At 56.4% G+C, this 12846-nt stretch carries 9 protein-coding genes; 2 read left to right on the top strand and 7 right to left on the bottom strand.

Annotated elements, in window-relative coordinates:
* On the top strand, positions 1 to 276 hold a 276-nt coding region (locus HAV22_RS30955), incomplete at its 5' end, for a hypothetical protein (RefSeq protein ID WP_208296449.1).
* A 160-nt stretch (positions 277 to 436) separates the two neighbouring features.
* Here the strand turns inward: HAV22_RS30955 and HAV22_RS30505 are convergent.
* Positions 437 to 601, bottom strand: coding sequence for a hypothetical protein (locus HAV22_RS30505; protein ID WP_166865529.1), 165 nt, complete (start codon positions 599 to 601; stop codon positions 437 to 439).
* On the opposite strand from HAV22_RS30505, the gene HAV22_RS30500 reads away from it, so the two are divergent.
* Positions 600 to 2408 (top strand): TnsD family Tn7-like transposition protein, encoded by a 1809-nt coding sequence (locus tag HAV22_RS30500; protein WP_308789255.1) that lies wholly within the window; start codon positions 600 to 602, stop codon positions 2406 to 2408. The genes HAV22_RS30505 and HAV22_RS30500 overlap by 2 nt on opposite strands.
* A 178-nt stretch (positions 2409 to 2586) precedes the next feature.
* Here the strand turns inward: HAV22_RS30500 and HAV22_RS30495 are convergent, their stop codons facing one another.
* From HAV22_RS30495 to HAV22_RS30470, 6 genes are all read right to left on the bottom strand, one after another.
* Positions 2587 to 5934, bottom strand: coding sequence for a DEAD/DEAH box helicase (locus HAV22_RS30495; RefSeq protein WP_166865524.1), 3348 nt, complete (start codon positions 5932 to 5934; stop codon positions 2587 to 2589).
* A 45-nt stretch (positions 5935 to 5979) separates the two neighbouring features.
* Complete coding sequence (locus HAV22_RS30490) at positions 5980 to 6123, bottom strand: hypothetical protein (protein ID WP_166865522.1); 144 nt, start codon at positions 6121 to 6123, stop codon at positions 5980 to 5982.
* A 367-nt stretch (positions 6124 to 6490) separates the two neighbouring features.
* Positions 6491 to 8293: a TnsD family Tn7-like transposition protein gene (locus tag HAV22_RS30485; RefSeq protein ID WP_166865519.1), complete on the bottom strand. Its 1803-nt coding sequence runs from the start codon at positions 8291 to 8293 to the stop codon at positions 6491 to 6493.
* Entirely contained in the window at positions 8262 to 9785 is a 1524-nt protein-coding gene (locus HAV22_RS30480; RefSeq protein ID WP_229421511.1) for an ATP-binding protein, read from the bottom strand. Before HAV22_RS30480 ends, HAV22_RS30485 begins: the two co-directional genes overlap by 32 nt.
* A 25-nt stretch (positions 9786 to 9810) precedes the next feature.
* Positions 9811 to 11970 (bottom strand): TnsB C-terminal domain-containing protein, encoded by a 2160-nt coding sequence (locus HAV22_RS30475; RefSeq protein WP_166865516.1) that lies wholly within the window; start codon positions 11968 to 11970, stop codon positions 9811 to 9813.
* Positions 11948 to 12706, bottom strand: a complete 759-nt coding sequence (locus HAV22_RS30470) for a TnsA endonuclease N-terminal domain-containing protein (RefSeq protein WP_229421510.1) — start codon at positions 12704 to 12706, stop codon at positions 11948 to 11950. The genes HAV22_RS30475 and HAV22_RS30470 overlap by 23 nt, the downstream gene beginning before the upstream one ends.
* Positions 12707 to 12846 lie beyond the last annotated feature (140 nt).

The following is a 12846-nucleotide window of genomic DNA, read 5'->3' as shown; positions in this document are numbered from 1 at the left end:
TCTCAACGCTTCGTTGTATTCCTTCCAGTTGGTCGTTCGGTATTTCGGTTTGGCTGGTGCACTCATCCCGTCAGTTTACCCGTGGCCCAGCTTGGCCGCCGCAGGGACGGATTTGTGCAACAAAGCCGCGTAAGTGAAAATGAAAATGCGCTCCTCGTTCCAACAGGTAACGAGGAGCGCATCGGTAAGGCGTTTCAGACATGTTTGCCGTTAAGATTTATCCGGCGAAATTTGACAAATACTACCTACAATCTGACAAACATAATCTACATTTGACAAACATAATCTAAGCCTGTCATCTTGAATAGGTCAAATTATGTTTGTCAAATCCGCGTATGTAAAATCAACAGCTTAGGAATGTTACCTGTACGTCAATGTTTGTCAAATCTTACTCTGCGGTAGTTAGGGGGCCGTGTTGACATACCGCCAATGTTTGTCAAATTGTGCCATGCAAACGCTCAAAACAGTAGTTGGCGACCATCAGTGGCGTATAACAGTTCCACCAGCCGAATGCACCCTTGTGCCCAACCACTGCGTAGCCTAAAGTAAGAACCAGCAAGGCAACCTTAAAGCTCGTCCGATAGGGCAGCAGTGCCATCATGGCAACAAGAATATCATCAGATCCTCTGGTGCAGCCAGATCACGAACAGCGAATGCTGCTGGGTGATACGCCAATATCCCTCGCAGCACTTGGCCCCGGACATTCCCTCATTGCGCCGCCTTTGCCAGATGAAGTCATCATTTCCGTTGTCGGAAGGTTTCATATACTGAGCTGTAACCGGACGCCGACCGCCACCTTCCAGGAGCTATTCCACTGCGCCCCGTTCAATTTGTCTGCCTGGATCCCCCCGCACCTTGAAATGCTCGCTCCGCGCATAGGTGAAGATGTGGAAGCGTGTACACTGGAGATCTTACGGGCACACACGCTGTACCCATTACTTGCAATTTTCAATGGACTATCGTTCCCGGAGGATTCGAGGAGGGCGACCCCGAACAAAGCTACAAATGCTCCGAAGCGGCTTTCAGCTGAGCCGATCCGACTTTGCCTGGAATGCCTGCGTGAGGATCTGGCTACTTGCGGCGTTCGCTACATTCACCGATCCCATCAAATACCGGGGGTAGAAGTGTGCAGCAGGCATGCTTCACCCTTGCTTTACAAATGCCCCCACTGCGAGTGCTCATTCGGACGACGCTCCAATCTTGCCCTCACACCTTGGCGCCGATGCACCTGCAAAAAATATGTTTTCGATAGCATATTGCCCCATCACGAAGTAGATCCCGTCGCGCTATCCTACGCCCGGTTCTCTGCGACCCTCCTGCAGTCAGCCCCACACTCAGCGGTACCAACACATGTACTGGTCGAGAGTTATCGTGACCGTGCACGCGCTATCGGCTGTAGTTGGGGCAACGAAAAAGTAAGCCGTGTCCGCATAAAGAGCGAAATGGAAAAATTCTATGGGAAAGATTTCCTCAGAAGGACGGATGTAGCCTATCGTGATGATCGGCTGAGCGAATGGTTGAAGATGTTGAACGACTACAGCGTCACGGAACCGCCACTCGGCCGCCATCTACTGTTTGCGCATTTCCTGTTTCGTGATGCTGCCCAGTTCCTGGCTGCCGTCGGTGGGACCGGCGGAAATGAGCAAAGCGGTAGCATTGAACAACCCGTTGTGAAACGACTGGCCATCGCCGTCGGCACCACAAAAGCCAGCAAGCCAAGCATACCGCAACGAATCGCAGGTCTTTTGCGCGAGCTTGTTGTCCATGCTCGCGATATTCCTGATTGCTCCATAGAAGACTTGTGGAAATCACATTATGGTTTGATGAAACGGTTAGTCTCGCTCGATTTAGAAGCAATTACACTATTGAGACGAAAACTTCAGCAAGTGAAACACAAGCCAGCAGACCCGGCCAAAGTTCCGCGCAGGAGCGAGAAAGATGGCGAGCGGGCACGCTCGGTTATGTCGACAGCCGCGGCCTTGTATGCATCCGCTGCCAAACCAGAAAAAGTTACGATCAACCGTCTTGCTAAAGAGGCCGGCTGGAATGCTTCAGCGCTCAATCCACATGCCTTTCCGGCAACGCTACGAGCGCTGGAAGAGTACGCGGAGTCTAACTGGCACTTTTATGCCCGGCGGGTTTTATGGGCCAAGTTGATGCTTAAGCGCGCTGCGATCAGCGTGATCAGGGCCCGATCAGGAGTGGAATATCATCGCTGCCTCGTACTGATGGATTTTTTTCAAGATGTTGATTTATCGATTTCTTACGGTGCTGAAACTATAACGAGGCTGCTTGTAGAACGCGGCATCCAACGTGACTGGCCAGGTCCTTGCCCGAAACGCGAATTTCCTCCCGCTGGGCGACGTTACTATACGAAAAGCCCGATCTATATTGCAGAGTCTGACTAAAGGACGCTTAACAAAAACTTTTTATTCTTATAAAAATAACATTCTCGGACACTTAGCGATACCGATAATCCACTATCGGATCAAGAGCAGCTATTCTTCATCGGTTTGGAAAATGAGTGATCTAGATATGAGTTTGGCTAGACTTGCAATGCGACTTCGTGCGGCCACTCAACGTCAGTCAGTCGCAAAAATACTTCAGCCGCGTATTCGCCCGTGCGCAACTAGTCTGCATGGTGTCCCAATGCATCAGGAACTGGCGTAAGCGGTTTTCCCACGTAGCGCCTTGCAGTGCAGCTTCCACTTTCGCGCGGTCGGTCATCCGTGCGCCGACGATCCAGACTTCTTTGTCGAATGATGGGTTCTGGATGACCTCTTTCAGCCACGCATCGAGTTTCGCCGCCGTCGCCTTGCCGGGATTGCCGAAGATGCGATTCCGTTTGGTCAGCGTGAGCGTGTTCGCTTTCACCTTGGACGTCCAACGCGTGCTTTTCCATTCCGACGACGCAGCACCGCGCGACATGAACGCCAAACTCGCCATCGCCTGCCGGCCCACAACCTGCAGACCGCCTACGTTAAACCCCTGGCCCTTCTTGCTCAAGTCCCCGACTTTCGCGTGTACGAACACGAGCCGCCGGTGCGTCATGTCAAAGCCGATGAAATCCGCCGTTTCCTGATTGTCGTCGTCGCACAGCCAGATTGGGATGGCCTGGATAGCCTTGATTAACGGGTCTGTCGAAGCCGTCGCCCCAGGCGCCAGCGGGGTACTGGCGGCTTTAGAGAAGATTCCGAAGATCGACTCCGTTTCCCACCGCGTCGGCGCAGAATAGAAATTTTCCCCTTTTTCGGAAATCACCGGTGATAGGCAGGGTGCAGTGAACACGTAGTCCAGTACGGGCAATTCCGTACCTTGTTTCCAGCGCAGGGTCGGACGGAAAAAATTTCCTTCGTAATAGACTGCCCCCGCGAGATCCGGCAGCACGCGAAACGATTGGCGCCGGTTGAGATGCCTGAGCAGGGGGCGTTCCACCAGGTTTCCGCCTTCCGGCTCGATCGTGTACAGGTCTTCCAGGTCTTTGCTTTCGATGCGATATCGCTTGTTTTTGCCGTTGTATTCGATTCGGCAAACGGCCGGTTTACCGTTCACTGTTAATGTGAAGCGTCCATCCGGCTGGACGTCAGCGTACAGCTCGGCCGAGTCGAAAAAATCGGCAGTCCGATAGCCGTCCTCCGCGTCGCCGTTGCCACCTTGCAGTTGCGGCGTCCAGAGATCGATGAGGATCGACTTCGGCGTCGCCTCGGCCTTGCTGACGGTTGCGACCAGTGCGGCATAGCGGCCGAACACCTGATTGGAAATACGCGCAGCGTCCGCCAATTGATCGGCGACGTCCTTGGTCCACGCGGTATACCCGGAGATCGATACGTACTGGTATCCCCCATCCCGAAGCCGCGCCTTCGCGAAGCCCACGTAGCGCGGCAAGCCGCCGACGAAACCGGCCGCCGTGGCGGGGACGAGGGACGGATCCAGCAGATCGGTGAATGTATCTGCGAAAGAATGCGTATTCATGGCGAGCCCGCGAATCGCATCCTGCGACATTTCCAGCGAATTGAACGAGATCCTCGACAGGCGCGTCCGAACGGCATTGGGACCGTTCGTATTGGCCGGGAATATTTTCTCGAGCGTGGTTCTGTCCACCCGCTTCAGCCCGAGCGACGTCATATCGAGCGCCAGGCCGCTCGTGTCGTGAACGAAGAAGAAGTCGCCGTGCCGGATGCAGACGAAAGAACCGAACTTCCATTCGGAGAAGAACTGTTCGGTCAAATAAGGTGAATTTTGCCAGGCATAATACGAGAAGCCGATTGCCCCTGGCGGCATGTCGGCGAGAGGCTTGATTTGGAACCGGTCCTTCTCCATCAACGATTCCTCGGCCACTGCCTCTACGTCATCAAGGGACACCGCCACGCCATCCATTTGATAAACGGCGGCCGTTCGCGGTAACTGGACATGATCCGCCGACAATGTGCCACCGAAGTTGAAGCGCTCGCGGAAGCTGCCATCGATGTATTGCGCTTCCGGCATGAACGCGAGCAAACGGTCCGGCAACGCGACTTCGTTGACGACGATATGCCCGACATTGTTCGCAATGTAGCGCTCGTAAGCCTGGTAACGCTGCCACGCCTGTTCTATCTTCTGTGCAATGTCGGAACGCGCCAGGATGTGGCCCTGCTGCAAGCTATTTCCCGTGTTGGGACGCAGATAGCGGGCCACGCGTCCCATTTGCTGGATCAGCTGGCGAGCATTCCCCATGAGATCGAAGATTGCCACGACGACGAAACGCGGGTCGTCGATACCTTCCGATAGCATATGTTGATGCAGCCAGAACCTGGCGCTATCGAAGTTCTTCCTCGCTTCCGCGACGCTCGCATAACGATGCGGATGGGTCGTCTTGACCGCCTTGTCGTGGACCAGCAGCGTTTCGTTCGGCAATACGCGATCGAGGGCATTCTGGAGATGCTGGAGCGTCTCGAGTTCGGCGGCCCGCACGATAACCTTCGGGGCGTTAGTGCACCAGGCCGACGCGTGCTTTTCGATGGCGGGAAGCGCCTTCACAAGGACATCGACGAACTCATCGTACGGGTTGCTCGCGGGACCGCGCGTCGCGAGGCTTAGCGGCAGCGCTTGAATCTCCATGCGCCGCACGATCTTCCGGTTGACCGCCTCTTCATATGGGAAGTTGAACAGGTAACGCCCGCCCACGCGGAACGATTTGAAATCGTTCCGATAGGGCGTCGCGCTCAACAGGATGGTCGGCAGGTTGAACTCGCGCACGCCTCTGGACCAAGACACCGCGGGCTCGTAATGCCCTTCGTCGACGATGACGATATCGAACGACCTTTTTACCGCACTCAGAAACTTTTCCGCTTCGCTGCGCTTCGCTTTATCGTCGCCCTCCATCGCACGGCGTATTTCGGCAAGCGCCTGGTGGGTGCCGACGAGGACCATTCTTTTTTTCGCGTGTTGCTTGATGTCGTGCGTCAGCGCCGCCGCGTTGCTTGGCAATATCTTCCGTATCGACGCGTTGTCGATCCGATCACCATTCTTGTGTTGCAACACAGTGTCGGCGCCGTCGGGCATATGGGAATAGCCGACCCGAGTCCAGAATGTCGCGGTGACGTCGTCGATCAGTTGATCGGTCAGAGCGACGCGCGGCGTCAGAATTAGGACTCGCTGAACGGCATCGAGACAGCGCGCAATCACCGCGATGATCCCGGATTTTCCGGTAGCAGTCGGAAGCTTCAGCAATGCCGCTTCTGTCACGCCTTGGCGGCCGGGTATCTTCTTCTCGCCATGGATGTACGCGATCGCCGTACAAATGGCGATCTGTTGATGCTCCCATAATCCGTTTTTCGACGGCGACCAGAACGAAAAATTCCGGACCTTGCCCACGGATTTGTCGTAAGCGGCTTCGTCGATGACGGCTTTGTGGAGAGAAGTGCGGCTGTCTTGCTTGAGCGTGTCGAAATCCATGTGTGGTTCCGCAAACGGGTTGCGGATCAGCGTAGGTTACCCATCTTATTCCAAAGGTTTCTTCGTCGCAATAACAGTGGCCCTTGCTGTCACATAGGTCATCAGGTCGCCGGTTGGCCCTGGCGCAGTGGTGGTGCCTTCCAGGCTCACCGTGATGACGGATTGATCCAGCAAGTACAGCACGGTCAAGAAGTCGTGGTGGACGCGGCGCGACCGAGGATAGCGAACTGCGCTGCCGCATCGGCCGGCGCTGAGGTAAGCGTCGATGGCTCAAAGAGACGCGGTAGAGGGAAGTAGCGGTCTATGAACCCGTCCAACAATCCATGTGCAGGAAGTACTCGGCGTCTCCCTTGCCGACGCTGTTGTAATTGAAGAATATGCCTACATTCTCTGTGGTCAGCTAATTGATCTACGTGTAAAAGGCCAGTGGATTGCCGGTGTGGCCGATGACGTCGCTGCCGCTCTGCGGGAACCGCAAAAACCGCGCGCCATTACCTGTTTGTTTTCTTGGAATACCATGGAAGTACCGGTTCCACCTCGCCCTTCGGTGTAGCCATTAATCTAAGGCATCCACGTTATGTTTCTCACGCCACGCAAGCCGGCGCGCCCGAAACACGGCAACTGGCTCAAGAATTTGGGACAGCAATTCTGTCGTCCGGGGTAGCCGCGCAAGGTACTTGTCGAGCCACGATGCGTTGCCCGTGCATCGTCCGATCTCGTTGAGGGTCACACGAATCGGGTGTCTCACCGGATCAAGTATCTCTGTAGCCGCCAACCTCACACGCTCCACCATTTCCCTGTCGCGGGCGCACCAATCAACCGACGAGGTCCGCTCCACAATCCGAACTGTGGCTGGACGCTGCGCTTGGAGCCAGGCGCGGTCGTGCCGGTACAGCCAAATGAAGTCAGCCCCCAGCGCAGTCTGGAGCGCCTTGAATCCACCTGATGGTGCCGCGACCAAGGCTGCTCTCAGCTTTTCACGAGCCTGTGTCTGCCGCTGATCCCGAATGTTGGCGGTACGCTGAGTTTGCAGGTCGCGCTCCGCTCCCAAAATACGATTTACAGTCGATGCTGACAGTCCGGTCGTGTTCACAATATTTGCGATGGCATCGCCCGCCGCCAAGGCGCGCCGCACTCGCGAACGGACCGTGACATCGAGCTTCTTGGACCTGCGTGTAAAACCGATGCCGATTTTTTCCGCTTTGACCAGAACCGCGTTGACAGACAGGCCGAGCTCTTTCGCCACCTGACGCATCGACCGGCCCTCGGCTGCCAGCGCGGTGATCTTACATTCCGTAACTGTGGATGCCTGTTCGTCAGGCGCGGAAGTGACCGCCGGGGAAGGGATGTCAGTCCAGAGAAAGGATTCGACGCTCTCGGCCAGAAACCCGATCAGCAGAACATGCAACAGCGGGTGGTGCGCGGCACGAGGCCGGCGGTAAAGACTTGTCAACCACGAATCATCCCCAGCGCAGCGCGCGAATATGCCATCAAACGGGGGCAGGTTCCTAATGCATCCCCAAAAATCTAGGAGTGCCCTTTGCAATGCTCGTTGTCGGACCCTCATGCTGGCCGTAGCCAGGTCCCGGTCCACCAAATGGGCCAGATAATGGTTCCGCCAGGTCAGCGGATCGACTGGCACACCCCGCAGCAAAAATAACTGAGCAATGAGCCGCGAGACGATCACTAATTTTTCAAGTGCCCGATCGTCGACGTTCGAAACGCTCTTCTGACTGTTCCACTTCGCGGCCGTAGGTGGAAGAAATAACTGCGTGCGTTTCAAGCGCTGCGCCAGGCAGTCGGATGCGACAAGAGAAACCCCGTGATAAGGACATACGAGAACACCTGGGAACTGGTGCGCGCGATACCACGTCGCTATGCCGATCGTCTCGCAGTCGGCCACAGCACAGACGGGACAGAATCGCAGCACATCGTCCGCTCCCACGCGGCTCGCCAACAGTCCCAAAGTGATTTTCGTATTGGTTGCCGTACCCACCGCCATCGAATCGGCGATCCGTGTGTAGTGGGCGTGGTTCATGAATGGCCTGAAGCATGGGAGGATCGTGTGCCCTTCGATCAGTTCCTCGATCGTCTTCACCGGCAACCGGAGATCCTTCGAGATCCGGTTCAGGCCACTGGGAAACGCCGTGCCCAAGGTAACGCATCGACGGTTCAGCAATTCGATCAGAGTGTCCCCGGAGGTCGGATGCCCCGTTAATGCGTGGTAGCGGGACACAATGCCAAATATTGTCTCTTCGGGCACGATGACATCGCCAGCTTTTCCTGCCGGCTTCGCTTCCAGAGCTACGGATGGTTTCGCCGCCCGTTCATCGACGACTGCCCAGGCCGACGCCTTCATGACTGATCACTCCCTTCTCGACCAGGTACTGGTGCGGATCATCCGCATCCGCCGCGGTCCGCATGTCTACATACCCAGGCGGTAGTGCTGAATCGAGCGCACCGGAATCGACGGATTCGGTGTTAACGTCACCTGACTGTGGTGATACGCTCTGCCCAGTCCCCTCTGCCTGCACGGCAGGACCTGTTACCGGAAACAATTGGTCAAGATAATCGTGCATGACCGTGACCTGTTTCGGAAACTCGAGCAATTTCGCCAGAGCTTCGTCGACCGGCAGCAAATCCTCGTATTGCGACAGCGACCTCGTCGTATTCGTGCGCAGCGCATTGATCGCAGGATGAAGCAATGCCAACCCGTCGTCATACGTCTGCCGCAGGAGCTTCGGCGTTAGCGTTTCGGTACCGTCGAGCATTGCCCGCTGCTGTGCAAGCTTGAAGAGCAACACGACGAAATCGGGGATGCTCTGACTGAGATCGAAAACCGTATCAAGTATCTCTTCATCCGGATCTCGTGGTTGCCGGACCCACTGATATGTCCAGATGCGCCGAACGAAATCGTCCCACTCCTTCACACGCTTTGGCGGTCGTTCGAACTGGATCAGACCGCTTTCCGAAGCCCGGCGGCCATCCTTCATCTCATTGGTGAACAGGTTGGCGGCCTTGCTGGTACCAATTTCGACCACCGGCACCCGGAGGACCGTGCGCAGATCCTGGAAGAAATGCAACAGCGGCGCCGTGCCGTGTGTCTTCTGCAAACTGAGCCGCTGAATCTCGTCGATAATCAGGATGCCGAGGAAGTGGGTCGCAGCGATCTGGCGCATGGCGCCTTCCAGCATGTCCTCACGCATTCCAGTCCTTGAAAACAATTTTTCGTATTTGCCGCCGGTGCCGAGAGCAGCATCGACCTGTCGCGCGAACTCACGGCAGAAACTCGAGATCGAGCCGTTTTTGGGGCAGGTCACTTTCAGCCATACCAGTTGCGTGATCGGCAGATGGCGTCCTCGCCAGGAAGCGTGATGGATAACCTGTTGGGGGTAGGTTCGCAAAATCGCGTCGGCGCACGTTGTCTTTCCAGACCCGCTCAGTCCAACGATGAGCAGTTGCGATTCGCACGGGATCAGTTGCCAGTCGAGGTTTCGCCACTGCTCTCGATCTTGGGCGGTATAGATACTGCGCCACGTCGCCGCCTCGATCGGATTGCGGACGACGTAGCCGGCCCGGAGCAGGCGCGAGATGGTGCGTTCCACGTCATAGAAAATCAGGCGAGGAATTACGACATACTTGAGCCGTGCAAGAAGGTGCCAGCGCTCCTCGGTCGACATCGCACGCTCTTCCGGTTGGATCTGCGGACGAAGGATCATCGCCCTCGCGGCTTCCTTCTCCGTGAGAATCGGGGGCAGGGCCTCGATCAGCGGGTTGTCGCGATACTCCGCGATATTCTGCTCGGCATACGTGGGAGAAGAATGATCGGTACTCATCGGCTGCTCCATCATGACCACCGCTCCGAGAGCCGGCCCGTTACAGACCCCAGATGTCGTCGAGCGGGTTTTGTTTTCGCATATCGGGACGCAACTTCACTACATTGTCCTGTGCCGGCGGATCGCAATACGACTGCGCCGCATCACGCGCGTGTTCGACGCGCTCGGCAGTTTTCTCGAAGGCCCGGTTCGCCTGAACGTTCGCCTTCTTCTCGGTCTTGCTCAGTCCCTGCTTGGCTTGCGCTGCGGCTTTCTTTGCGTCCGTCGTGATGGCTTCGCACTTGGCGTCCAGCGTTGCGCACACCTGCCGAAGCTCCGAGGCCTTTTGGTCCGCTTCCATGCCAAGCAGTTTGGCGCGATCAAGCATCTCTTCCAGACGGGCCAGCCGATATTTTTCGTTGTTGTCCAACAGTTCGCAGGGCTCCCACGCGCGTGACGTGGCGTTGAGAATCCAGATGCACGCGGGCGCATACGGCAAATGACGAATCTCGATCGGTGAGACCTTGCCAGTCGTTCTTGCCCGTGCAAACCACTCTTCGCGAACAGCTCGCTCGCACGCGTAACGGCGCCCATGAAAATAAATACCGTCACGCCGGACCGATGCGGTTGCGGCAGGTAACAGCTTTGTCCATACCCTCTGTTTTTCGAGCACTTTCGCTCCGCCCGTCAGGTGCTCCATACCCCAATTCCAAACCGTTAGCGGAGTCGCATCCATGAGATTTTCGCCCAGCATTTCATTGGGCAGTGCGTCGGCGCTGTAAGCAGACAGGTTGTACTCTATCAACTTGTACGCCAGGATCCGGCCCAGCTCAGGCAGTGTCAGCGAAGCGTCGAGCGAACAGTGGCGTCGTTTCATTTCGTCCAGCCGACGGTTCAATGCACCCGGTTCGAAATGGATAGTGTGATTATTGATGAGGTTGAACTGCTGCTCCACGTTGGGCTTCCAGTCAGGCCTGCGAACCGCAGCGTTCTGGATGGTGATACCGAACTCTTTCGGCAACGCATCCGACGCCTTGGATTTCAACTCTCCGTTGTCGCACAGTAGCTTGTGAGGCAGGTGATGGCATGGCCAAAGATCCGGACTGATGTCGATGCCCAGCTGTCGGCAGAAATCGGTCTTGTCCGAAAACGCATTAAACAATGCCAACCGGGCGCCCTCCCAACTCGGGCCCTCAAGCCCAAGATAAAAGCCGACCACCATCCGGGAGAAGACGTCGATCACGACATACAGGACGGGCCGCCCGATCAGCCAGGCGCGGTTGAACACCGATACCAGGTAGACGTCCACGATGGTCGCGTCGATCTCGAACCGTGCGCCAGGCCCGAATACCCTGTCCCTGGAAGATCCCAACACTCCGCGATGCTTAAGGTTCCAGGTGGTCGTGCTGATGTTGCGCTTGGTAAGCGAAAGATCGTGATTCATCTCCTTCACGACCTGTTTGAACTGGTGCAGCGACGGCGCTTCATGCGCTTCAGGTGGCACTGGAATCAGCAGATTTCCGTGTTCAATCTCGGCAGTTTTAAAATATGTCCGCTTAGTGTCTTCCCAGGCCTTCTTGATCGTCACACCAGGCTTCAGGAAGGCATGAATGCCCTGAACAATTTTCTTCCGGACTTCGGCTCTCGACGGTCCAAGCAGAGATAGATCGTCCTGCAGTTTGACCCGGTCCGGCCGCCGGCCGCGCTTGTTCGATCCTGCCTGCTGCTTCTGCCCGGACGGACCACACAAGTCATAGCACGCAATCAGCGCGTCGACACAGCTCCCATACGCCCAATACCGGTACAGGGGCCGATACACCTGCTTGGGGTCGAGCCCCAATTCCGCAGCGCGGGCCAGGATCAGACGGCCACGGGTGCGCGGAAGATAAATTTCAGGAATGCAGTCTTCACGTACCAGAGGTTCAATGATCGCCCAGGCTCGATCCCTGACGTCCAGGCTTCGACGCAAGATCGCTTCCTCGGGCCGGAACAGGTAAGGCCTCAGCTTCACTTCAACCCGCTGCAGGATGCCATCGTTCAAGAGCCCCATCACCGTCCGCAGGCTATGCGCATCCGGCTTCTTCAACGGGTTTTGCATGCCGATGGTGACGAGCACGTCTTCATCGGGCACGACCCACAAAACACGCTGCGCGCATGCAAAACCTGTGTCCACAACGCCTGGCACCGGCTCGAATACCTCAGCAGGGCACAATAGGTCCATTGTGACCACCTTTTTGAGCACAGGCGAATCGCGGGTCAGATGCGACGGGCAAGACCACCGGAATACAGCGCAAACCGATCGGCACCCGCAGGTCCAGGTTGATCAATTTGTGCCAGGCGCAATATCGAAACATGTCGGCCGCCAGTTCAGCGGAAACAGCGGTACCGAACACTGCCGCGCACTTCCGCAGCCGGTCTGCAAGCATGAGCCCTTGTGAGGATGGCGTGTTGAACGCCGCAAGAAACCGGGGCAGCAGCGCTTCGAAAGCACCCCGGTCGCCATCATGCTCCACCATGAAGTAACTGAGCCACTCCAGGTTGTCGATGACGGTCTTGTCGAATTCGGCATTTGTGAACAGGTACCATGGAATACCGCGCACAAGCCAATACCGTCGCTCGATCTCCAGTTTGGTCAGCACAGATTTCCGGCTTCGGCCACGCAGGTCGTCCGCGCTTTTTATGCTAATTGCTGCCAAGTATCGCTTGCCGGACTTATCAATCCTAGTAAGCAGAAAATCCGTCGTCATGACGATCGGCGTTCGGCTTCGGGGATAGCTTGGATGACGGACTCCCAACGATGATGCAACGTGCTGGGTTGCCGACTCAGGAAACAATGGAAACTGCTCACGAATATCCACGACGTCGGCTGCGTAATCTGCCATCAGGAAGAAGCAACTTTCGTTATCGGAAAAGAGGTGATGCACCCTGCCTGTCGTCACACCAAGGCGACGACTCATCCGCCCTCTCGACGGCTTTGTTGCATAAATCAGCTGGGCACGTAATGCCCCAAATCCCGGACGGAATTACGGCATGGCGACCGTCGTGGGCGTGCCCAACCGTGTGAAGCGATTGAGGATAGCGGCACGTACCTGCAACT

This window comes from Telluria antibiotica (genome assembly GCF_011682055.1).
GTDB lineage: Bacteria > Pseudomonadota > Gammaproteobacteria > Burkholderiales > Burkholderiaceae_D > Telluria > Telluria antibiotica.
Note: the sequence above shows the minus strand (reverse complement) of the source record. Positions and strands in the feature narration are given on the sequence as shown.